General features: G+C 40.9%; 18 protein-coding genes. 15 read left to right on the forward strand and 3 right to left on the reverse strand.

Annotation, left to right across the window (positions count from 1 at the left end):
- The first annotated feature begins 119 nt into the window (after window positions 1–119).
- From ACEE44_RS03165 to ACEE44_RS03220, 12 genes are all read left to right on the forward strand, one after another.
- Window positions 120–1,976 (forward strand): hypothetical protein, encoded by a 1,857-nt coding sequence (locus ACEE44_RS03165; RefSeq protein ID WP_449171250.1) that lies wholly within the window; start codon window positions 120–122, stop codon window positions 1,974–1,976.
- A 94-nt stretch (window positions 1,977–2,070) separates the two neighbouring features.
- Window positions 2,071–2,838: a hypothetical protein gene (locus tag ACEE44_RS03170; protein WP_449171251.1), complete on the forward strand. Its 768-nt coding sequence runs from the start codon at window positions 2,071–2,073 to the stop codon at window positions 2,836–2,838.
- 141 nt (window positions 2,839–2,979) lie between these two features.
- On the forward strand, window positions 2,980–3,930 hold the full coding sequence (locus tag ACEE44_RS03175) for a hypothetical protein (protein WP_449171252.1): 951 nt from the start codon (window positions 2,980–2,982) through the stop codon (window positions 3,928–3,930).
- An 11-nt stretch (window positions 3,931–3,941) separates the two neighbouring features.
- Window positions 3,942–5,123: a TRAFAC clade GTPase domain-containing protein gene (locus ACEE44_RS03180; RefSeq protein ID WP_449171253.1), complete on the forward strand. Its 1,182-nt coding sequence runs from the start codon at window positions 3,942–3,944 to the stop codon at window positions 5,121–5,123.
- Between the two features lies 1 nt (window position 5,124).
- Window positions 5,125–7,515, forward strand: a complete 2,391-nt coding sequence (locus tag ACEE44_RS03185; RefSeq protein WP_449171254.1) for a hypothetical protein — start codon at window positions 5,125–5,127, stop codon at window positions 7,513–7,515.
- Window positions 7,516–7,521: 6 nt separating this feature from the next.
- Entirely contained in the window at window positions 7,522–8,562 is a 1,041-nt protein-coding gene (locus ACEE44_RS03190; protein WP_449171255.1) for a hypothetical protein, read from the forward strand.
- Window positions 8,555–9,106, forward strand: coding sequence for a hypothetical protein (locus ACEE44_RS03195; protein WP_449171256.1), 552 nt, complete (start codon window positions 8,555–8,557; stop codon window positions 9,104–9,106). Before ACEE44_RS03190 ends, ACEE44_RS03195 begins: the two co-directional genes overlap by 8 nt.
- Before the next feature lie 103 nt (window positions 9,107–9,209).
- Window positions 9,210–11,897, forward strand: a complete 2,688-nt coding sequence (locus ACEE44_RS03200) for a hypothetical protein (RefSeq protein ID WP_449171257.1) — start codon at window positions 9,210–9,212, stop codon at window positions 11,895–11,897.
- Between the two features lie 519 nt (window positions 11,898–12,416).
- Window positions 12,417–12,626 carry a hypothetical protein gene (locus tag ACEE44_RS03205; RefSeq protein WP_449171258.1) on the forward strand — a complete coding sequence of 70 codons (210 nt, stop codon included), beginning with the start codon at window positions 12,417–12,419 and terminating at the stop codon, window positions 12,624–12,626.
- Between the two features lie 229 nt (window positions 12,627–12,855).
- Window positions 12,856–13,020, forward strand: coding sequence for a hypothetical protein (locus ACEE44_RS03210; protein WP_332412130.1), 165 nt, complete (start codon window positions 12,856–12,858; stop codon window positions 13,018–13,020).
- A gap of 257 nt (window positions 13,021–13,277) precedes the next feature.
- Entirely contained in the window at window positions 13,278–14,120 is an 843-nt protein-coding gene (locus ACEE44_RS03215) for a mechanosensitive ion channel family protein (RefSeq protein ID WP_449171259.1), read from the forward strand.
- A gap of 10 nt (window positions 14,121–14,130) precedes the next feature.
- Entirely contained in the window at window positions 14,131–14,712 is a 582-nt protein-coding gene (locus ACEE44_RS03220) for a DUF4352 domain-containing protein (RefSeq protein ID WP_449171260.1), read from the forward strand.
- A 90-nt stretch (window positions 14,713–14,802) separates the two neighbouring features.
- On the opposite strand, the gene dhaM is transcribed toward ACEE44_RS03220, so the two are convergent.
- From dhaM to dhaK, 3 genes are read right to left on the reverse strand one after another with little or no spacing between them, the layout of a single operon-like run.
- Window positions 14,803–15,177 carry a dihydroxyacetone kinase phosphoryl donor subunit DhaM gene (gene dhaM, locus ACEE44_RS03225; RefSeq protein ID WP_449171261.1) on the reverse strand — a complete coding sequence of 125 codons (375 nt, stop codon included), beginning with the start codon at window positions 15,175–15,177 and terminating at the stop codon, window positions 14,803–14,805.
- Entirely contained in the window at window positions 15,174–15,749 is a 576-nt protein-coding gene (gene dhaL / locus ACEE44_RS03230) for a dihydroxyacetone kinase subunit DhaL (protein WP_449171262.1), read from the reverse strand. The genes dhaM and dhaL overlap by 4 nt, the downstream gene beginning before the upstream one ends.
- A gap of 10 nt (window positions 15,750–15,759) precedes the next feature.
- Complete coding sequence (dhaK, locus tag ACEE44_RS03235) at window positions 15,760–16,749, reverse strand: dihydroxyacetone kinase subunit DhaK (protein ID WP_172002655.1); 990 nt, start codon at window positions 16,747–16,749, stop codon at window positions 15,760–15,762.
- Between the two features lie 143 nt (window positions 16,750–16,892).
- On the opposite strand from dhaK, the gene dhaS reads away from it, so the two are divergent.
- The 3 genes from dhaS (at window position 16,893) to ACEE44_RS03250 (ending at window position 22,952) form a co-directional block, all read left to right on the forward strand.
- The gene (gene dhaS, locus ACEE44_RS03240; RefSeq protein WP_449171263.1) at window positions 16,893–17,474 is read left to right on the forward strand and encodes a dihydroxyacetone kinase transcriptional activator DhaS; all 582 of its coding nucleotides are present in this window, start codon (window positions 16,893–16,895) and stop codon (window positions 17,472–17,474) included.
- The gene (dhaQ, locus tag ACEE44_RS03245) at window positions 17,455–18,444 is read left to right on the forward strand and encodes a DhaKLM operon coactivator DhaQ (protein ID WP_449171264.1); all 990 of its coding nucleotides are present in this window, start codon (window positions 17,455–17,457) and stop codon (window positions 18,442–18,444) included. The genes dhaS and dhaQ overlap by 20 nt, the downstream gene beginning before the upstream one ends.
- Window positions 18,445–18,560: 116 nt before the next feature.
- Entirely contained in the window at window positions 18,561–22,952 is a 4,392-nt protein-coding gene (locus tag ACEE44_RS03250) for a PolC-type DNA polymerase III (protein WP_449171265.1), read from the forward strand.
- The last annotated feature ends 50 nt before the right edge of the window (window positions 22,953–23,002 follow it).

The raw sequence follows: 23,002 nt of genomic DNA on the forward strand, positions 1-23,002 counted from the left end.
GACGCAGAAAAAAAGTCAACTAAATGACTATATAACCAGCGCTAGTCATACCATGTTACACTTTATAGTGACGAAAGACTACGAAGGGTTTAGAAAGAATCATACATTAGGAGAATGATATGTTATTTAATAATGTCAATGTCGTCTGCTTGATTGGCCAGCAGATTATCCAATCTCTCTCCCACTTTCAAGATAGGGCGGAACCCTGTATCCTTGTTGAAATTGCAACAGAGGAAGATTTGACCACTTTTACAGACAGAATACAAGAAGAATTGGATAGGCTGACTGAACGAAATATGGTTCGGTATGACACACTGATGGTATCGTATATGACCGATATTTCCCATCAAGAGATCGACTATACTTGGTTAGCTACTATTTTGGACCGTATCAAGAAAAAACTACCGCTTTTTTATACATACAAAGAAAATCTATTGGTTTACTACCAAGAAACCGGTCCATCTACGATCGAAAATTTAAGACAACTGCAAGAGTTTGGACAGAATAATAAGCTGAACGGAAAGGTTTATCTGTTCGGTGATATAGACAGTAATGCGAGACCGATTTACCCTATTCAAAAGTCTGTGCTTAATATCTGGAATACAATCTTGTTATTAAACAGTCACCCTGAACTTAATCTTAATGGAAACTTCTTCACTGTATCCAGTCAATCTACAGGTCTGAATGGATTACTTCTAGAAACCCTAACACGAAAAACCTTACTTAAAAAGGGGGATCAGCATCTTAAAGATTGCTTGACAAGAAATCCTGTTTCTGCAGATGCTATCAAGGATTACCTCACAACTACCTATCAAACAGTTTTTCAAGGAGCTACAACTGAGTTGAATCGGCTGTCCTTTCAAGTTATTCCTGGGACCAAGCAAAAACTTGCTAATCAGGAAAGCCTCAGATCAGTAGAAAATAGATTTTTTGGTCAATCCCTGGACATCAGCTATCAAAATCAGACAAAAATATTTGATGATGTAACCATAGAAGAACGAGCTACAACTGCTGCTGCAGCTATATTTAGTACAGTCTATCAGGAGTCTATGGAGCGTTTTTCTGCCAATAGTAAGGGAGGCATCTATCTTCTAAAAAAGGTAATTGATAATTTTGTCGATTTTGTAGAGAAGAGTAAGGATAGTTTGCCTACAGTTGACGATATAGAAGAGAGAATAGAAGGGATTTATGAGGATAGTGTGGTCTTCAGACAGGACCTGCCGAAACAATCTTTCTTGAGCTCTTTATTTAACTCATATCAGAGAGCCCTAGAAACTCATCTTGTTGACTACCTTAGGAAACATATCTATCAACAGAAGGCCGAAATCATCAAGGTTCAGATAGAGAAAAAGCTTTTGGACCACTTATCTGAGATGATTAATGGTAGTTTGGGTTTCTTAAAAGCTTATCAGGCGGATATGGCAAAATTAGAAGAGCATTATGACCAGGAAATTGCGAAATACTACACTCCAGGTATGACTTTACAAATGGTTACTACTAAGCTTGAGGAGATAGTGGGCCAAAGTATGACAGGCTTTGAAAAAGAAGATATGTCAGACCTACTTCGACTCTATTTTCCAGAGATAAGGAATGAGAATCCATCCATTGATTCTAGGATAAGCAGCCTCCAAGCTATGCTTACCAAGTTGATTAATCAAGGGGGGCTGCCTACCGATATTAGCCAATTGATGAATGCAGTAGGCAGAACAAAGAGTGACCAAGAGATGAGGACTTTTTCTGATCATTTGGCCAATGAATTACTGGCAGAAACAATAATCCCTGTCCGCTCCAATGGTATCCACTTTGCAGAGGGGACAATCCCTTATCTAATTGGTAACCCAAATCTATACATCTATCAGTCACTCGCGCAAACGATTAAGAATCACTATATGGATGAGAACGTTGATGATATAGTTGTGTTGAAAGTTCATAGTTTGGAAATCGAGAATCTACAGGTACTGTTTCATGCTAATTAATTCTAACTACACCTATATTTGCCCCTACTGTTTTTTTCAGATTGATAGGAATCAGACCTTAATGTCAGTCAACCATAGAGGAGACTTGCCATTTTTGGAACGGCAAGATCTGAAAATGTTTCAGTTTGCACTCCAATTTGATCCAGAGGAAGTTGAATGTCCACCTAAGCATTTATTTTTCAATCCAAAAGAGCTGGCAGTTTCTGAAAGAAAGCAGCTTCATTTAGACCAGGTTGATTCTAGTGAGATAAGGAGAATTTGTCCCCATTGTCATCAGGAGATCGATTCGGCTGCCTGGGTCAAACAACAGGTATTTTCACTATTATTATTTACTCGATCCAACCTAAACAATGGTGTCTTAAAAGATATTTTTGAAAAATTAGATCATTCACTGGATAGATTTGCTTTTCCAAAAAAGGGATTCAGTGATTGGACTGGAAAAAATCTAGAAGCTATTCGTATAGAAACGGCGACAAGGGTTTATTACTATATCGGTTTACATGTAGCGATAGATGAGGGTGAGGACTACTCCAATAGCTTGAAATTGTTGTTGCATCGCAGTGTCACGCTTTCTGACAACCTAGTTCTATTCTTTGATGGTTTGGTTCCTAACCAAGAGTCACTTGATGCTGCACGATTGCAATTTCAAAGTCTCTACCATTCTACTTTAAAATTTGTCAAGAAATCAAAATTAGAGAAACCTGTCGCTGTATTGTTTGAGGATGCTCAGTCTCCAGGGATGGATCTAGTGGATATTTCTTTGGCTTTCAGTAGAGAGATTCAATCGATTTTACCAGCTGTCACTTTCTCTAAGGGTGAAGAATTGCCTACTTGGTTGCTGAGTCAAAATACGCTTTCATAGCCGGGTTGTTATTGACGCCAGTGGATTCTTATTTTCCATCAGGATTGAAAGGAAAATCTACAAAGTATAGCGACTTCGAGCTTGCCCATATTTGTAAGGTTAGAACTTAGTGACGAGTTGATTTTTAGAAAGGATTTTTATATGAAAATACCAAAGTTGAGTCAGAGACGTTTTTTTCAAGACGAAAAGGACTATATCCAGTTTTCCTGGGAATTGCCGAGAGAGGACGTTAGCAAAATCGAAGTCTACAAAGCAGAACATTTTCCTGAGGGTGATGTGGGGGTAGAGGCAGTTTTTGAGGGAACAAATGCAGTAAGACTACATTCGTTTTTGCCGACAGAAACAGAACATTCTTTTGAAGTGACGGCAAATGAAGGATTTGATTTGCTCTTTTTACCCTATATCAATGCTATTCCCTATCATCATCCAGAAAATATTCTGAGAAATAACTTAGGAAGGCGAACAGAGTCCATTATCCTTAGAAATTTACGAATAAGATCTCGTGAATTTGTAAATGGGAATTTGGATACCTTGTTTCTTACCTGGACTCACCCAAACAAAGTTGAGTCTATACAAGTTTACAGCGGGCAGTTTGCTAATTTGGAAATCGATTGGTCAGATGCTAATACAGTGAGACAATTATTGGAAGATGCCGATCAGGTTCGTCAACTTGGGGTCATAACAAGGGATGAATATGCCTTATATAGAGAGATGAAAATAGTGGTTCAAGACGATGTAGAATTTGACATGTATTTTTTACCACTTGTAAATGGAGTGCCACGATTTGCAACGCCACCTAATCTATTGACCAGGAATCCGCAAAGGAAGATAACCCTCAATTGGCGACTAATTGATCAGACATCTTTTGGGGAACGGTTACGAGGATTAAAGACAGGCCAGATTGTTCTAACCACAGCAGATCAGTCATTTATTACCAATGATATGATTGAAATCGTGGGAGGCGGCATAGCGGAAGGGGTTGTCGACTTTAGGGGACAGTATACTAGTCGGATATTTGCAGGTGTTAAAGGTGAGATTTATCCTCGTGTCCGAGATGGATACAGGGAACACATTCGATTAATAGAGATTTGAGGTAAGTGATAATGTTTGATTTTCTAAAAATATTCAAAAAAGAAGCAGATGAAGAGATAGGTCTACTTGAACGCGTTCATCGTTGTCCATTCTGTTTTGAGCAAGTAAGGGCCAATGATGTTCATTTTAGGTCGTCAAGGGAGGAAGACATAATTGAAGATACTCTTTTTGATGCTTACTGCCAAAAAAATGGGATAGCACCTGAAACTAAATCAGCCTTTTTTACATTAGAAGACAGCGAAATAAGTGGAAAAAATGTAGCAGAAAACGGTGTCATTATCGGCATTACAACCAATGATGGTCGTTACCATACAACGAAGTTGTGTCCCCAGTGTCATAATGACTTACCGACGGATTTTGGACACTATCCTCTGATTACTATCAGTTTGTATGGAACGACAATGTCTGGCAAGACTACTTATTTATATGAATTGCTAAATATCGCTCCTCAAAAGATAGCAGATTCTTATAATGGCACTATGTTTCCTATTGGTAATGATTATGAACGGATTTTGGAAAAAATAAGAGGACAGGAAAGGCAAGTTGCTGCCGCCACAGCAGTATTCGAGTACCTTCCGCCAGTCATTTATAAGTTAACCTTAAATGGGCATACCTATCTTTGTGCTATTTGTGACATTGCAGGAGAAAGTGTGCACAATGACGAGCAGATGGCGAATAAACTCAATCAGTTTATAAATAGCGATGGCTTGATAATGTTGGTACACCCAGATGCAGGATCAATAGATGTGGGCAATAATCAAAATGCTTTAAATGGTCTAGAACAGAACAATCGCATGATAGCATCGTTTAATAATCATCTCAACAGGCAAATCCATGCCAGACTAGCTGTAGTGCTTGGCAAATCGGACAGGTTGCAGCACCGTTCAGATGCAGCAGCCTATTCTAAACTATTTGAAGATACCGACCGATTAAATGCTGCTGACCTAGCTGAGATCAATCGTCAGGTTAGAGCCTATCTGAGAAATATAAACCAACAAAATTTTATGAATGCAATAGATTTATTCTACCCTAACGATGAGGAGTTTGAAAACCACCACTATTTTGCCGTTTCTTGTTTAGGAGCAGATCCAGATGAGAATGGAGGGATTGATTTTATTCATAACTCTACCCGACTGATTGAGCCATTTTTATGGATTTTGCGTGGCGCTGGAGTGAAGTTAGGAGATGACTAGTATGTTTAATCAGCATCTATATACCCGCAGCAATATCAGAATGGGTGGCTTCCAAACCATAGCTCATTCAGGCCTACCTAATGATGTCCTATCAATCTTAGAAAAAAATGCTAAATACCTATCTCAACAAGGGATCAATGAGCTAGATTTCAAACCTAAGATTAGGTATTCTTTTACTGAAAAGGATACTTTTGTTACAGGGCAGTCTGTTTATGGTCTGTCAGACGGTCGTATGGCACCCTTAACCCATAATTTTACGACACAAATAGATAGCCTAGATTGTAGCAATCTCGATCATTTTGCAGGGAATCTACATTTTATAGAAAGATTTGCTGATGAGAGCGAGGTTGATCTTCAGCCATCCTTTTTGGGGGTGGAAAGTCATTTTGACCTCCAAAACTTTATTTTGGAAAATCCCTACGGCATTGATCAGAGCTTACTGTCAAACATTGTTATTGATTTATTAAAAGTCATTGATGAAAAGAAAGGTAGAAAGATTTATCTATCATTGGATGTACCGATAGAGAATCAAACCGATGCAGCCTTAGCTATTATGCAAGCAATTTATTCCTTGCTCCCTGAACGGGTTCGTCCACTTGTTGGTTACAATACTTTTTTTATGGGAGATATCAACAATGAATTATATCATCCCAATATTCAGCTCTACTTTGTTCCTAGACATATCTTAAATGCCGCAAAGAGAATTTATGGAAAGAGAGTCAATGTTGACATTATCTATGCTGTTGAAAGTAAGTATTTTGACAAAATAAATCAGGACACATTTGAGTTTCAAGAACTTTGGAAGGGAAGTTCAGAGTCCTTAGCGAACTTTTATGACTTATTTGCGGCCGTTAATCAGGAAGAATCTCTAGATGATTGCCCTGATAAAGATAGCTTGTCTAAGTTTTATGCCCTATTTGATGCAGTCATCGGAGATGAAGCTATTGGGCAATACGGCTATTTGGGATGTCTAGAGAGATTGTATCCTTCATTTTATAGTCTCAAAGACTGCCCACATGAAGAAGTTGTTGCCTATATTAGCTCACAGATAGACTTCATTTCTAGCTGGATGAACTCCCACCATGCCTTTCCTAGTATCCTATCCATACGTATAGCTCTTTTACATTATGATTATTATAAATATCTGGATAGAAATGGTCTTGTCCCAGATCAATCGCTTATTACTATTTTCATTCAGGAAATGGATCGGGGTACTCTTTCCAAAGAAGATGTCATTGATTTATTGGATTTAGGCTTAAGGAAAGCAAAAGATGACATTCAAGCCATTATAAAAATCGTTTCAGCAACAAAAGGCAATCTGAATCTTTACCATCAGTTATTTTCTTCCAGTATTGTAAATAATGACTCATTATTAAGGACATATCTAACCTACGAATTGGGGAAACCGACGACCTTGGACTCCCTCTTTGAACGCTTACTCGAGATACACCATTCTATTGGGGATTCTAAACAAGAAGGACCGATTGAAAATATTTTGTGGAGCCTATCTAAGAGTATTCATAGGGAGTTTGCACTATCGGAACTAAATGAGGAGCTGGCCCAACGGGTAGCTAGCAGTAAGATTCTCAAATGGTACTACCGCGAATTTCTTGAGGCTAAACTAAGTAATTTAAAAAATCTAATGATGGAAGACCTTCCTCTAGCTACTCTTGAATCCTTTATTATACTTCCGCTCAACTATTCAAAAGAGTGTCAACATACATTGGATTCGATAGTTGAATTACAGAGTTTGCATAGTAGTCTTCCTCAGTGGCAACTGGGAGAAGTAGAAGATTTTGTTAGAAGAGCTCGGCATATAGACAAGTATTCAGACTACTTACGTCATCTTTATGGCTATTATACAGAAAAAGATAGTGAGCTTAGCTATAAGTATAATTATCTGCTGACTCTATTGGATAAAAAAACGATGACAGAGTTTGTCGATACGTTTTTATCAGCAGGTTCTTTTGATAATTATCTACATCGCTTAGAATGGTTAAGTGATTTTATGGGGGATGGAGAGGGCATATTTGACTCTGTTGTCACTACTTTTCAAAAAAGATACTTGACGAATTTGTCCGCTGCTATAGATTTCGTAGATATTCTCAATAACTATAAGGGCTTCTTTGGTCTTGCTTCAAGAGATATAATGAATTATCATCATTCCTTTATACTTGATTTGGAAATGCGAAATAAGCTCAGTTTAAAAGAAAAGGCAGAGTTAAAATTTAATCGGGAATATCAAAAGTATAAAAAGGAAATGAATGAAGAGAAGGAAGTCATGGGACCGAATCCGAAAAAAAATAGAGAGAATGAGAATAGTCGGAAATCGCGATCAAGAAAAGAAAAATCTAACTTCTTTGGATTTTCATTTGGAAAAAAGGATAGATAAAACGCTATGTTTTTGAAAAAAAATAGAAACAATTTGATTACAGATAGGAACTTGAAAGGTAATCAGTATAAACAGATTTATATCGATGAAATAGGTCAGACTTACTTTCTAGGAGTAAATATGCGTAAAGGGCATAGAAACTCTGTAGATAAACTCCTAGATAAGGCTATCAAGGTTGAACTTTTTTACTTTATGAAGGAGATATTCTTTCCAGTAACACTCATTTTATCTCTCTATTTTTTATCTAAATACTATTTCTTATTTTCTTCTCAACATCATCAGTTATTTCTTTTATTAATCTGCTTAACACTAGCCTATATCTTATTTTCTATGAGGGATCTGCCTATTCGAGTATATTTACGTTATACTCATTGTTTAGTGGATAATAGCCAAGCATTACGAAGCTATTATGCTTTAGAGGGGAGTGTTTCAAAATCTGTCTTAGTGAGTCAGTTAACTGAAAAGTTTAGGGCACAACGTGGTCGTTACCAGGAACAACTCCGAGAATTAGCTGAGGAATTAAAAACAGGGGACCTCTCCGACCATGAATTTTATAACTTGTTGAGAGAGTTGAGTTATATAGCCAATTTTAAGGAACTTAGACAAGGGCGCATCCGTCATCTGGGTGCCAATCTCTCTAAGTTAACCTATACGATGGACTTGGAAACAGATCGATTGATACCAAATGACTATTCTTATTCTAAGAAGTTTTTAATATATGTAGCAAAAGTCTGTTCACTGGATATTGATAAATTTGGCTATGAGTCAGCGGTGTATTTTTTATATCATATCCAGAGTGCAAAGAAGGATGGTGTAGTTGGAATAGGGACAAAAGCCTGTGAGAAACTAGCCTGTGCTTGTCTACAATATGTGGATGATTTTGACAGCACTCAAAATGCCTTATTGAGAGATTTTCTTGTAGAAGTCAGAGAAACTTACCTATATAAGGAGCAGAAGAAATTCTTGGACTATTTTTTAAAAAACAAATTGAATAATCAATTGAAATATAGGCTGAAAAAACCATGTAAGGGAGATAGTTATGAGTGAACATTTTGAGCCCGATAGGCTTTTGACCTATATCCTTTGTTTAGGAATAGCCTTAATCATAAAACTAATCTATGACAGATTAAAGGATTCTTTGTTCCTCCATCTTGAGTTGGATGAGCAATGGCATTCAGCTGGAGTATTTAAAAAAATTGCTTGTGTCATTGTTCTCTCATTTACTCGCTTGAATGCTCACTTTAAGGTGTCGTCTTTTAAGCAGTACGATAAAAAACTTTTCAATGATACTGTTAGCTACTATGTTGATTTTTTAGAGTGGATGACTGGTACTGAAACAGATCTAGCTTATCTGAGAGGGCAGCATGTACCGAAGATTTCTCCGCAGAATATTTACTCTACTATCTTAGAAAATATACTCTATAAAAAGCCACTTCCTCATTATCAAAAGGATGAGTTTCACAATAGTAAATACGAGAAATTTTTAATCCCTCAAAATAATCGTTTTTCAACTCTGCCTGTCATATGCTTGGGAGTCTTGGTTTTTATGATAGTCGTTTACCTGTTATATGAGGTGTTTATAAAAAAATAGGGATTATCACGGAGTGAGAGTAAAGAGCTATACCTGAGATTGATGAACAGACTAGTTTTTCAAGGGGCTGCATACAAGATTTATTATTTGATATGGAGGGTTAATGATGGAAAATGAGGCTTATTTAAAAAGAAAAGGTATGATCAATACCACCATTGAATTAGAGGACGGAACCTATACAGGTGAACACGATAACTATGTTTCGAATGGCTATGGAAAAATTGTCCATGACGATGGTAGTGTATTTAAAGGTTGGTGGGTGAATGGTCGAAAAAACGGCTATGGAAGATATTTCAAAGGTGGAGAAGACTACCTTGTGCAAAAGTGGAGATATGGTAAGCTGGATGCTGAGATGGAAGTGGATGTTACTAATCTCTTCAAAAACAAGGTAAAGGTTGCGGTCATTCACGATGATCCACCGTTTGATTATTTTAATGATATGTCACTCCCGGAAAAAGAAGTCGTACGAGTAATTGGAACGATGTCAGGGATTTTGAAGCAAAAACGTCATGGAAAAGTGATAATGATATGGAAGAATGGGGACAAATACTATGGTGATATCAAGGAGGGAGATAGAACCGGGAAGGGAACGCTCTATTTCTCGGATGGAGATATCTATTGTGGAGATTTTGTAGAGGGGAGAAGAGAGGGCTATGGAGTCTATCTCTCCACGGATGGCAGTCGCAGTAGTGGCAGGTTCCTCAATGGTCGATTTCATGGGGAAATCATCGTTGATTATCCGAATGGTGCCTGTGCAACATTTGAATACGATAATGGAACGGAACTATCATGCAAGAGATTTCGGGCATCGGATGCTAGCCTTTTCAAAGGGGAATCTAAAAACGGTCAACGTATAAAAGGAAAATCTATTTTTAAAGATGGTTCCTATTATGACGGGGACTATGAATGTGATAAGCCACATGGTAAGGGAATGAAGAACTATACAAATGGTAATGTATATACAGGAGAATTCAAACAAGGATTGCGACACGGACATGGGAAATTAACTTACTCAGATGGTTCTATCTATGAGGGAAGCTGGTTCATGGATACGAAGCAAGGTCGTGGCAAGTTGACTTGGAAGAACGGAGATATTTACGAAGGTGATTGGGTCAATGATAGAAGACATGGCCGTGGCAAACTTACTTGGAAGAGCGGTTCTATTTACGAAGGTGATTGGTTGGAAGACAGTCGTACTGGTAAGGGAGAGATTTGCTGGACTTCAGGAGATAAGTATATAGGTGATTTTGTAGATGGTCAGAAGACTGGTCAAGGGAAAATGATTTATACTGATGGAAGTATATACGAGGGAGGTTGGAAGGATGGCAAGACGCATGGGGCAGGGACTCTAACTTTCAAAGATGGTGGCAGTTTTAAGGGGCTATGGGAAGCTAGTAGAGCACACGGTCGGGGAAGGTTTGAAACAGCAACAGGAGAGGTTATTGAAGAGGAGTTTGTTTTAGAACCTAGCAATGGTAAAGCTGCTTATTTTTATAAAGGCGGTTACATCTATATCGGTAATTGGAAAAATGGAAAAAGATCTGGTCAAGGTAGGTGGATAAGTGCTCGTGGAGATTCCTACTCAGGTTCTTGGCTGAATGACAATATGAATGGGAAAGGAAAGTACGACTGGGGGGAACATGGTTACTATGATGGGGATTTTCTGGATGGAAAATTCACAGGAATTGGTAAAAGGGTATTTCCAGATGGACGGGTCTATGAGGGTGAATTTTTAGATGACCTATTTCATGGACAGGGCACACTGACCTATCAAGATGGTTCCATATTTACTGGAGAGTTTGACCAAGGACTTGCTTCTGGCAAAGGAAAATTTCTAGCCTCGAAAGGTAAAGAAATTATTCGTCAGTTTACTGCCGAGCCCCTAAAAGGGATTGCTGCTTATTTTTATCAAAAAGACGGAAGTGTTTATATCGGGGACTGGAAAGATGGCAAGAGAAATGGAAAAGGGAAGTTAATCTGGAAAAGTGGAGCCGTATACGATGGTCTATGGCTAGATGACAAGAGATCAGGTCAGGGGAAAATGGTATTTTCGGATGGTCCTGTTTACCAAGGTGATTGGGCAGATGGAGCAAGGAATGGCCAAGGTCAGATTACATACAAAGATGGTCGAGTCTACAGGGGAACTTGGGTTAATGATCAGAGGTCAGGACAGGGCACTATGACATGGCCCAATGGTGAAATATTTGATGGAACTTGGATAGATGATCTGGTAAACGGAGAAGGAAAGGTCATCTTACCGAATGGACAAGAAATTTCAGGAAGCTTTAATCCATCCCCTACTGATGGTTATCACCAAAAATTTTTCTGGGGTGACGGTTCTATCTACCAAGGAGAGTGGAAAGATAAAGTCTACTGTGGTCATGGGAAATTAACATTTTCAGATGGCGATTATTATGAGGGTGAATTTGTTGATGGAAAGAGACATGGTGAGGGCATTTATTATTATAAGGATGGAGTAATTTTTGAAGGAAATTTTGAAAATGGGCAACGCCAATATGGGAAATTGATATTAAAAGATGGTCATGTATACAGAGGACCGTTTGTAAATGAGAAAATGAATGGCAAAGGGAGCTTCTACTATCCAAATGGAGATTTTTATGAGGGTGATTTTAAAGACAATCAAATGACAGGTGAGGGGAAGTTTACAAGAGTTAGACAGATTACCTTGCCAGATGGTTCGATGATTCCCACTCTTGAAGGGGCTGAGATACTTGAAGGGTATTTTGAAAATGCCAAATATTTAGGTAGTCAGCTAAAAGGATCCGACTAGGTTTATTTCTTTGTCTCATTTTGTTGTTTTGACGGAGAGGAAAATATGTTTGTTACAGAATATAGCTATGAATCCTATTTTTATTTTGAAGTTTCTGTTGAATTGGAATAGGGCATCCTAAAAAGTAAAATAGGGGAACTGCGTTTCAAACGTATTCAAGACGGGTTGGCTGTATATGATTCTATAAATCATAGTCGGTCAGTTTATCTCATATTACTTCGATAATTTGCCCTGTGTGTGCTTTGCACGTGCTGTCGCCAACTTTGAATAGTCGAATGTCCGTACAAGCAATCTACAGCTTTTGATACGAACTTCGTTCGATTCGTTTTCAATTTTTATTAGTCTATTTCTAGATTGGTAAGGTGGCTACCAAAAGTAAACTAAAATATTACATTTTGCAAGGAGGATTCTATGGATAGTTTTGAATTATTTATTTTAGCTTTGGCTGGGGAATATGGTTATGCTCTCTGAGTACCACCCGTTCAATCTGAAATTGTACGTCACTTGGATGACCGTTTGATGAACCGTATTATTAGAAATATCCAGATAGCAATACCAGCTCATCTAATAGAGAAAGTATATTTATCATTGCAACAAAGCAGAGTAGATGAATTTCAAACGATTTCAAATCAATCTAGAATTGAGCATGCGGACATTATTGTAAGAACGATGCTTAGATTTAACAAGGACTATTTAGGTATTAAGCAAGATAGAATGGGAATATCTTGACCATTTCTATTAATATGTACAGGTGGTACATTTATAATTTATGTTATATATTTTCTTGTCTAAGCGATGGTAGGAGCTGATAAGTTTTATCAAGTTAGATAATCAGACTATAACTGCTTATTAATTGTATTTTATATGTTAGCGTATGGGCCAATATGATTTTACAATTTATCTTAGAAGTTTATTTATATTTTTTAACAAAAATTAATTTATAGCGAGGAGAAATAATATGTCAACTATTATAGATGCGAAGAATAAATACGGTAAAAATATTGTTTTAAAGGAAGAAATGGGATTTTTGGGTGGAATCTCTTATGTTTTGTATGTGGATGGAAGGGTTCATTCACAGTCAGCAGATAAGCAGTTCATGCTAAATCAATTTAATAATTATTAGTACGTATTTCTATAAGGTCTGGGAATTTGATATTTGTTGAAACTATCAGCTACACTTATTAGCAGACATTGAAATAATAAATGATTAAACGGCTCCAAATCTTTTCACTAGATAGGGAGTCGTTTTTACATTAAAAGTATTGAGTGGTTACGCAACATTTGCTCCAAAATATTCTTGAACGAAATAGAAGTATGGAAGGAAACAGAAATTTTTGGTCTGGTTTTCATCTTTTATCCTTTTTCTGCTATAATGAACGTATGAATGAATTTATCCAAAAATATGTTTCTCAGTTTAATGTGGATGCCATCTTGACAGCCTTTGTCAATAAAACCCTGTCGTTATTGCTCCTCTTTCTTGCCTTTTATATGGTGAAAAAACTCGCTAAGGCATCTGTAAAAAAAGTCTTAGTGCCATCTCTGAAAGTATCCACTCAGGACATTGGTCGCCAGAAAACCATCAGCCGTCTAGTGGAGAGTATCCTGAATTATTTGCTCTACTTTATTCTTATCTACTGTATTTTAAGTATCCTAGGTTTACCTGTTTCAAGTCTGCTTGCAGGTGCGGGGATTGCGGGGGTAGCTGTTGGCCTGGGGGCGCAAGGTTTTTTGTCAGACCTAGTCAATGGCTTCTTTATCCTGATAGAGCGACAGTTTGACGTGGGGGATGTGGTCAAGCTGACCAATGGACCAATTACTATTTCAGGCACCATTGTGAGCATGGGCATTCGGACCACACAAGTGAGGGATGCGGATGGGACCCTGCACTTTATCCCCAATCGTAATATCCTTGTCGTGTCCAACCAATCCCGTGGAGATATGCGGGCTCAGGTAGATATCCCACTCAAGTTTAATACCGACTTGGAGCAGGTTGGTCAGGTTATTGAGGAAGTCAACCGTAGAGAAATTGGCAACTTTGATCAGATTACAGGAGTGACAGTTCTTGGACCACAAAATACGACCAATGGTCAATTTGTTTTCCGTGTCAATCTCTTTGTAGCCCACGGGCAACAAAGTAGTATTTATCACCAGTTCCTTGGTTTTTATCAGGAAGCTCTTCGCCAGGCGGGTATTGATTTGCCTTCCACTAGCCTAACAAAATAAGGAGACAGCAATGGAAGTGAAAGATTTTGTCGTTGAAAATGGCCAAATGTATTATAAGAAAAAGCCCATCTTCAAACAACCATTATTTTGGACGACCTTAGTTGGAGCAGTCCTGTCTTTTATCCTAGGAGTGACCTGTTTGATTTTAATGGCCGGTTTAAGCTTGTCAGATACAAGTGATTCTTGGAATTCGGAAAGTTATTTCGACGATAGCATTAGCTACACAGAGTACCAAGTGGGTGATAGTGTAGATTTTTCTACGGGTTTGCAGATTACGGTGACTTCGATGGGTAAGGATGACAGCCTTGCTCCAGTCGGTGATTTTGGCTATCCTTATCTTGTGGAAATGGATGTGAAAAATCCCACAGATGAAGTGGTGTATTTTGATGAGTACCATTTTCAACTTATTGATGATGAAACCTACCTTCCCTATGACTTGGATATGCGAACCTACGATGTTAATCTCATGGAGAAAATAAACCCTGGAGAAATGATAAAGGTAAAATTGATCTATGAGGTAGATCAAGAGAGCAGTGTGGGTTTCATTTATGAAAACGCCATCTGGACAGAGTTAGTCGGAGAAGGAATTTGATCTTGCTCTAGCGAAATAAAAGCCCACGGTAGAATGAATTCTACTGTGGACTTTTTGGTGTGGTTACCATTTTTTTAGCTAACAATAAATTTATTTTTTGATTTCAAGCTCTTGTAATTGGTCAAGGATGGTGTTTAAATCTGCTCCTGCCTGTAAGAGAGCTGCGGCAGTATAGCAACCTTCGACGACTGGTACGGTTTGGATAAGAATTTGTTTGTCTGTAAAATCGGCAGCCAGTTCAATGTTCATCCTAGCACTCCCAAGATCAAAGAAGGCAAGGACTGTACTTGCTGGATTTGTTTCAATCCTGTCTTGTACCATTTCAAAGCTAGTTCCGATACTACCATCCTCCAATCCGCCACAGTAGGTGATGGGAATATCTTTGGCGACTTCAGATACTAGGTCGATGATTCCCTGGGCCAAATTTTTTGAATGGGATACGAGTAAGATACCAACCTTTGTCATAGTCCTGCCTCCAACATTGCTTCAAAGAGAAGTCCAGATGAGAAAGAGCCTGGATCAATGTGTCCAATAGACCTTTCCCCAACATAGGACGCGCGTCCCTTGGTTGCAGCAATATCCTTTGTCCCTTGAACGGCTTTATGGATAATTTCCGTTGTCAGCTGGTTTTCTCTTAGGGCAGCAATGACAGGGACCCAAACATCCACCATGGTTTTTTCACCTAATTCGGCCTTGCCACGTTTTTGGATCATGTCCAAACCTGCTTGTAGCGTATCAGCTAAATCCGCGCCAGCCTGACTGGCTTTAGTTATCCCCATAAAGGCAGAACCGTAGAGAGGACCAGAGGCACCGCCCACCTTGCTGAGGAGTTGCATGGCAACCACTTTGAAAACCTGATCAGCACTCGTGTGATCTTTATCGGACAGTTCTTGCATGACAGCAGCCATTCCTCGCGCCATGTTGCCCCCGTGATCTCCATCTCCGATTGGAGAATCTAGCTGGCTCAAATAATCCTTATTCGTTTGAATTTTTTCGTTGAATTTCTCCATCCATGTCAATGCTGTTTTTACATCCATAAGCAATCTCCTACCAAGCGACAACTTCAACAGGGGCCTGTAAAGCGTCTATCCAGCTTGGATCTTCTAGTTTAATCAAAGTCAGTGACAGTCCAGCCATATCAATTGAAGTCATGTAATTACCAATCTTCTTGTAATCAACAATAACCCCTTTTTTGGCCAGTAATTGTGCAACGTCATTGGCAAAGACATATTGCTCCATGAGAGGAGTTGCTCCAAGACCGTTGATAAGGACACCGTAGTGTTCACCATCTTGAATGTCAAAGCCTTCAGCCAATTTCTCGACCAATTCTTCAGCCAATTTTGCAGATGGTTGGAGTTTTTCTTTCTTATAGCCAGGTTCACCGTGGATACCGACACCGTATTCAAATTCATCTTCTTCAAGGACGAAGCCTGGTTTGCCCACTTCAGGAACAGTAGCGCCTGAAAGTGCAAGACCGATAGTCTTGATTTGTGGGACGAGACGGTCAGCCAGTTCCTTAATCTCAGCAAGTGATTTACCAGTTTCAGCAGCATGACCGAGAATCTTGTGGACAAGGATGGTACCTGCTACGCCACGACGGCCTTGGGTATAGAGGCTATTTTCCACAGCGATATCGTCGTCCACAACGACACTAGCCACTTCGATACCTTCCATTTCAGCCAATTCTTGCGCCATTTCAAAGTTCATGATGTCGCCAGAGTAGTTTTTGATGACCATGAAGACTCCGGCTCCCTCGTCAGCAGCCTTAATAGCTTCTAAGATTTGGTCTGGTGTTGGTGAGGTAAATACTGCGCCACATACAGCAGCGGACAACATGCCCTTGCCGACAAAGCCTGCATGAGAAGGTTCGTGACCAGAACCACCTCCTGAGATGATGCCAACTTTGCCAGTCTTTTCCGCCTTGCGAACAATGACTTCAAAACCGTCAATACGCTCAATCACATCTTGGTGCATAAAGACAAGGCCTTTCAACATTTCGTCAACGACATGTTCAGGTTGGTTAATGATTTTTTTCATGAGATAGACTCCTTTGTTTTTTATACTGTTATTATATTTTTAAATGGTTGAAAAAGGAAGGGACAAATTTACAGAAGTGTCCCTTTTGTTCACAAGGAAATCATGATAGGGTATAATGGAGAGGAAGCGAAAGGAAGTGACATATGCCAACCTCGTTGATTACCAAGAAAAGAATCGCAAAGGCCTTTAAAAGGCAATTATCGCAAAAATCTTTTGACAAGCTTTCTGTTGTCGATATCATGCAGGAAGCAGGTATCCGTCGTCAAACCTTTTACAACCATTTTTTGGACAAGTATGAGCTACTGGATTGGATTTTTGAAACAGAATTGCAGGAGCAGGTGACCGACAATCTAACCTATATCAGTGGAGTAAAACTCTTAGATGAACTGCTCTATTACATTGATTGTAACCAGGTATTTTACAAACACTTGTTTGAAATTGAGGGACAAAATGACTTTGTGACCTATCTGGAAGGCTATTTTAGGGTTATGATGGAAAAATTACTGGCGGAATATCAGTTCAAAGAAGGTCGATATTTTACAAGGCAGGAACAGGAGTTTTTTGTGACCTACCATTCAAGCGCTTGGATTGGCTTGATAAAGAGGGGCTTACATCAATCACCTTCTTCCATTCACGCTATGTATGGACAGATTATAGCCTTGCTAGAGCAGTCATTTTCTAATCACAATTCGAGGGAGAAGAAGGATGGTATTTATAAAAAATAGACAGGATAATGTGATTGCGGATTACATTGAAGGATTCTATCGGACAAATAAGTATGTAAAGAAACTTGAACCTCTACCTATTCTAGTCCAAAAAGAGCAGGACAGTCAGCTGGTTCCCATCATCTCAGGCGGTGGTTCTGGGCATGAACCGGCCCATGTTGGTTTCGTCGGCAAAGGAATGCTGACTGCGGCTGTCTATGGAGAGATTTTTGTTCCACCAACTGCTGAGGAGGTCCTGGCTACCATTCGCGCCGTAAATAGGGGCAAGGGGGTCTTTGTGATTGTCAAAAATTTTGAGGCGGACTTAGAAACCTTTGGTCAGGCTATTGCGGAAGCGAGAAAAGAAAGTATAGCTGTGAAATATATTGTATCCCACGATGATATTTCTGTTGATACCAAGGATAATTTTCGGATGCGCCACCGTGGGCTGGCGGGTACTATTCTCCTGCATAAGGTTCTTGGAGCTGCAGCTCTCTCAGGCTACAATTTAAATCAATTGGAGCAACTGGGGCTTTCTCTGGCAACAGAGATTGCGACCATCGGTTTTGCGACCAAGTCTGCCTGCTTGCCAGATGTCAGCCAGCCTTTATTTGATTTGGCAGATGGAGAAATCTCCTATGGAATCGGCATTCATGGAGAGGAAGGTTATCGCACCGTAACCTACGAATCTTCGGAGCAATTAGCAAATGAAATTGTCAATAAGCTCAAACTGAAATTCCGTTGGAAGGAGGGGGAAGAGTATGCCCTATTGGTCAACAATCTAGGGACCATGTCTGAGCTAGAACAAGGGATCTTTCTCAACGATTTGTGCCAATTTTTGGAATTAGAAGGCTTGAAACTGCCCTATATTAAAACAGGTAAGTTTATGACCAGTTTGGATATGGAAGGTATATCTGTCACCCTTTGTCGTGTCAAGGATCCAGTCTGGCTAGTCTTCTTGCAGGCTCCGACAGAAGCAGCGGCTTGGTAAGTTAAGTATCAAATGATGAACCTCTTTTGGAAACCAGAAGAGGTTTTCTCTCTCCCCCAAGAAATTTTCCTCCATTTATGGTAAAATGTTTCTAACGAACTACAAAGGAAATTAGTATGTCAGATAAGTTTCAACTCTTGCTACAACAAATCGGAATGCCTCTTGATGCACGACAATCAGGGGCTTTTTCGACTGCAACGATTGAGAAAGTGGTCTTGCACAAGGTCAGCAAACTCTGGGAATTTACCTTCCGCTTTGAAAAACCCTTGCCTCTGATGGATTATCAACTCTTCAAGGCTCGTTTGGCAACGGAGTTTGAAAAGGTGGGCAATAAAATTCAATTTTCTATCGTCAGTGATGCGGAGGCCGTTGAAGCTGGTTTGATAGAGGCATATTATCCAGAAGCTTTTACGGAAGATTTGTGCCAGAGTGCAGGCTTCAAGGCTCTGTTTCAATCTCTGGAGGTTGTTTATCGGGAGAATACTCTGTGGATAAAAGGTCCTGAAACCATTGACACAGATCATTTTCGGAAGAATCACCTGCCAAACCTTGTGGAACAATACAAGCGATTTGGATTTGCTAATCTTGCGGTGGATATTGAAGTTTGTCAAGAGATGACGCAGCAGCAGGCTGCGACCTTCCATGCGCAGAATGAAGAAATTTACCAGCAGGCCAATGAAGAAAACCTAGCGGCCCTTGAACAACTGGCTCAAATGGCGCCACCACCAGAGGCAGCTCAGCCATTCGTCCCAGAATATAAGAAAAATCGTCCTGCCAAGGTCAATATTGAAAAAGCTGAGATTACGCCTATGATTGAGGTGGATAGCGAGGAGAATCGGATTGTCTTTGAGGGTCTTGTCTTTGAGGTGGAGCAGAAGACGACCAAGACGGGGCGGGTCATTATCAACTTTAAGATGACCGACTACACGTCGTCCTTCACCTTGCAGAAGTGGGCTAAGAATGAGGAAGAGGCCCAGAAGTTTGATATGGTTAAAAAGGGCAACTGGTTGCGGGTGCGTGGAAATGTGGAGACCAATAATTTCACCCGTGATTTGACGATGAACGTACAGGAAGTCCAGGAGGTCAAGAAGGAAATTCGCAAAGATCTCATGCCTGAGGGGGAGAAGCGGGTCGAGTTTCATGCCCATACCAACATGTCCACTATGGATGCCCTGCCTGCCGTTGAGGACTTGGTGGCGCGTGCGGCAGCCTGGGGACACAAGGCGGTGGCGATTACCGACCACGGCAATGTCCAGTCCTTCCCCCATGGCTATCATGCTGCTCGTAAGGCTGGGATTAAGCCGCTCTTCGGGATGGAGGCTAATATTGTCGAGGACTCTGTGCCCATTGCTTACAACGAAGCAGATGTAGTCCTGTCTGATGCTACCTATGTGGTCTTTGACGTGGAAACGACCGGTCTTTCTGCGGTCAACAATGCCCTGATTCAGATTGCAGCATCTAAGATGCACAAGGGCAATATCATTGCGGAATTTGATGAATTTATTGACCCAGGTCACCCGCTCAGTAAATTTACGACTGAACTGACAGGGATTACAGATGAGCATGTGCGTGGTTCCAAGCCCTTGGAGCAAGTTCTGCGGGAGTTTCAGGACTTCTGTCAGAATTCCATTATGGTTGCCCACAACGCCACCTTTGACGTAGGTTTCATGAATGTCAACTACGAGCGAGCTGGCTTGTCGATCATCAGCCAACCGGTCATCGATACACTAGAATTTGCCCGAAACCTTTATCCAGACTACAAGCGGCATGGTCTAGCAGCCTTGACCAAGCGGTTTGGTGTTGCACTGGAGCATCACCACATGGCCAACTACGATGCGGAGGCCACTGGTCGCCTGCTCTTTATCTTCCTAAAAGAAACCTTGGAGAAACACAATCTGACCAATCTCAACCAGCTCAATACAGAATTGGTGGCGGAGGATTCTTATAAGAAGGCCCGTGTCAAACACGCTACGCTCTATGTGGTCAATCAGGTTGGTTTAAAAAATATCTTCAAGCTGGTTTCCCTGTCCAACACCAAGTATTTTGAGGGAGTTCCTCGCATTCCCAGAACGGTTCTGGATGCCCACCGAGAAGGCTTGATACTAGGAACAGCCTGCCAGGATGGCGAGGTTTTTGATGACCTGCTTTCTAAGGGCATGGATGATGCGGTTAAGACAGCGGGCTATTATGATTTTATCGAAGTCATGCCACCTGCCCTCTATGCTCCCATGATTGCCAAGGAGCAATTCAAGGACATGGCAGAGATTGAAGAAACCATCAAGCAGTTGATTGAGGTAGGGCGTAGGGCAGGTTTGCCTGTTCTGGCGACTGGAAATGTCCATTATATTGACCCAGAAGAGGAAATCTATCGAGAAATCATTGTCCGCGCTTTAGGTCAAGGGGCACCGATTAACTGGACCATTGGAAATGGTGAGAATGCTCAACCAGCTCCCCTGCCAAAGGCTCACTTTAGAACGACCAGCGAGATGTTGGACGAGTTTGCTTTCTTGGGAGAAAGTCTGGCTCGTGAGATTGTCATTACTAATCCAAATGCTATGCTGGACCGGTTTGAAGATGTCCAGGTGGTTAAGACTGACCTTTATACGCCTTATATTGAGAAGGCCGAGGAAACGGTTGCGGAATTGACCTATCAAAAAGCCTTTGAAATTTATGGCAATCCTCTTCCAGATATTATTGACCTGCGGATTGAAAAGGAACTGACATCTATTCTGGGTAATGGATTCGCCGTGATTTACCTGGCATCGCAGATGTTGGTGCAACGGTCAAATGAACGGGGCTACCTGGTTGGTTCACGGGGGTCTGTCGGTTCCAGTTTCGTTGCGACCATGATTGGGATTACGGAAGTAAACCCTATGCCTCCTCACTATGTCTGTCCAAATTGTCAACACAGTGAATTTATCACAGATGGTTCCTACGGTTCAGGCTTTGACCTTCCTGACAAGGATTGTGAAAAGTGTGGGACCAAGTATAAAAAAGATGGACAGGACATTCCTTTCGAGACCTTCCTTGGTTTCGATGGAGACAAGGTTCCCGATATTGACTTGAACTTCTCAGGGGATGACCAACCGTCTGCCCATTTGGATGTTCGGGATATTTTCGGTGAAGAAAATGCCTTCCGTGCAGGAACGGTTGGTACGGTGGCGGCCAAGACTGCCTATGGTTTTGTCCGAGGCTATGAGCGGGATTATGGCAAATTCTACCGTGATGTAGAGGTAGAACGCTTGGCTGCTGGCGCGGCCGGTGTCAAACGGACGACTGGTCAGCACCCGGGGGGGATTATCGTATTCCCTGACTACATGGATGTCTATGACTTTACGCCTGTCCAATATCCTGCCGATGATGTGACGGCCAACTGGCAGACCACCCACTTTAACTTCCACGATATTGATGAAAACGTCTTGAAGCTCGATGTCCTGGGACACGATGATCCGACCATGGTTCGCAAGCTGCAGGACTTGTCGGGCATTGATCCGCAGACCATTCCTGCTGATGACAAGGGAGTGATGGCCCTTTTCTCTGGCACGGAAATTCTGGGAGTTACCCCAGAACAGATTGGGACGCCGACAGGTATGCTGGGCATTCCTGAATTTGGAACTAACTTTGTACGGGGGATGGTGGAGGAAACCAAGCCGACCACCTTTGCGGAACTCTTGCAGTTGTCTGGTCTATCCCATGGTACAGACGTATGGTTGGGCAATGCCCAGGACTTGATTAAGGCAGGAATTGCCGATCTATCCACTGTTATCGGCTGTCGGGATGACATCATGGTTTATCTAATGCATGCTGGTCTGCCACCCAAGATGGCCTTTAATATCATGGAGCGGGTTCGGAAGGGCATGTGGCTAAAGATTTCTGAGGAAGAGCGAAACAGCTATATCCAACATATGAAGGATAACAAGGTGCCGGACTGGTACATCGAATCCTGTGGAAAAATCAAGTACATGTTCCCCAAAGCCCACGCGGCTGCCTATGTTATGATGGCCCTGCGGGTTGCTTATTTCAAGGTTCACTATCCAATCTACTACTATTGTGCCTATTTCTCCATTCGTGCCAAGGCCTTTGATTTGGCAACCATGTCCGGTGGTCTGGATCGAGTCAAGGCCAAGATGGAAGAGATTGCCCTCAAGAAGAAAAACAATGAGGCCTCAAACGTTGAGCAGGATCTCTATACCACACTTGAATTGGTCAATGAAATGCTGGAACGTGGCTTCAAGTTCGGGAAATTAGACCTTTATAAGTCCCATGCGACCGATTTCTTGATTGAAGATGATACCCTTATCCCGCCATTTGTCGCTATGGATGGCCTTGGGGAGAACGTAGCTAAGCAGGTGGTTGCTGCGCGTGCGGAAGGGGAATTTCTCTCTAAGACAGAACTCCGTAAGCGAGGCGGTCTATCCAGCACCCTCGTTGAAAAAATGGATGAGATGGGCATTCTGGGCAAAATGCCAGAAGATAACCAGCTCAGTCTCTTTGATGATTTGTTTTAAATCTGTTCACTGTTTCTTTTGGAAGCAGTGAATTTTTTTTAAAAAATGAA

The sequence above is a fragment of the Streptococcus sp. 32226D021BW genome (assembly GCF_053545015.1).

What these genes read in the sequence shown, in the direction of transcription:
- ACEE44_RS03165 (WP_449171250.1), top strand. Translation starts at nt 120, where the DNA reads ATGTTATTTAATAATGTCAATGTCGTCTGCTTGATTGGCCAGCAGATT.
- ACEE44_RS03175 (WP_449171252.1), top strand. Translation starts at nt 2,980, where the DNA reads ATGAAAATACCAAAGTTGAGTCAGAGACGTTTTTTTCAAGACGAAAAG.
- ACEE44_RS03180 (WP_449171253.1), top strand. Translation starts at nt 3,942, where the DNA reads ATGTTTGATTTTCTAAAAATATTCAAAAAAGAAGCAGATGAAGAGATA.
- ACEE44_RS03185 (WP_449171254.1), top strand. Translation starts at nt 5,125, where the DNA reads ATGTTTAATCAGCATCTATATACCCGCAGCAATATCAGAATGGGTGGC.
- ACEE44_RS03190 (WP_449171255.1), top strand. Translation starts at nt 7,522, where the DNA reads ATGTTTTTGAAAAAAAATAGAAACAATTTGATTACAGATAGGAACTTG.
- ACEE44_RS03195 (WP_449171256.1), top strand. Translation starts at nt 8,555, where the DNA reads ATGAGTGAACATTTTGAGCCCGATAGGCTTTTGACCTATATCCTTTGT.
- ACEE44_RS03200 (WP_449171257.1), top strand. Translation starts at nt 9,210, where the DNA reads ATGATGGAAAATGAGGCTTATTTAAAAAGAAAAGGTATGATCAATACC.
- ACEE44_RS03205 (WP_449171258.1), top strand. Translation starts at nt 12,417, where the DNA reads ATGAACCGTATTATTAGAAATATCCAGATAGCAATACCAGCTCATCTA.
- ACEE44_RS03210 (WP_332412130.1), top strand. Translation starts at nt 12,856, where the DNA reads ATGTCAACTATTATAGATGCGAAGAATAAATACGGTAAAAATATTGTT.
- ACEE44_RS03215 (WP_449171259.1), top strand. Translation starts at nt 13,278, where the DNA reads ATGAATGAATTTATCCAAAAATATGTTTCTCAGTTTAATGTGGATGCC.
- ACEE44_RS03220 (WP_449171260.1), top strand. Translation starts at nt 14,131, where the DNA reads ATGGAAGTGAAAGATTTTGTCGTTGAAAATGGCCAAATGTATTATAAG.
- dhaM (WP_449171261.1), bottom strand. Translation starts at nt 15,177, where the DNA reads ATGACAAAGGTTGGTATCTTACTCGTATCCCATTCAAAAAATTTGGCC.
- dhaL (WP_449171262.1), bottom strand. Translation starts at nt 15,749, where the DNA reads ATGGATGTAAAAACAGCATTGACATGGATGGAGAAATTCAACGAAAAA.
- dhaK (WP_172002655.1), bottom strand. Translation starts at nt 16,749, where the DNA reads ATGAAAAAAATCATTAACCAACCTGAACATGTCGTTGACGAAATGTTG.
- dhaS (WP_449171263.1), top strand. Translation starts at nt 16,893, where the DNA reads ATGCCAACCTCGTTGATTACCAAGAAAAGAATCGCAAAGGCCTTTAAA.
- dhaQ (WP_449171264.1), top strand. Translation starts at nt 17,455, where the DNA reads ATGGTATTTATAAAAAATAGACAGGATAATGTGATTGCGGATTACATT.
- ACEE44_RS03250 (WP_449171265.1), top strand. Translation starts at nt 18,561, where the DNA reads ATGTCAGATAAGTTTCAACTCTTGCTACAACAAATCGGAATGCCTCTT.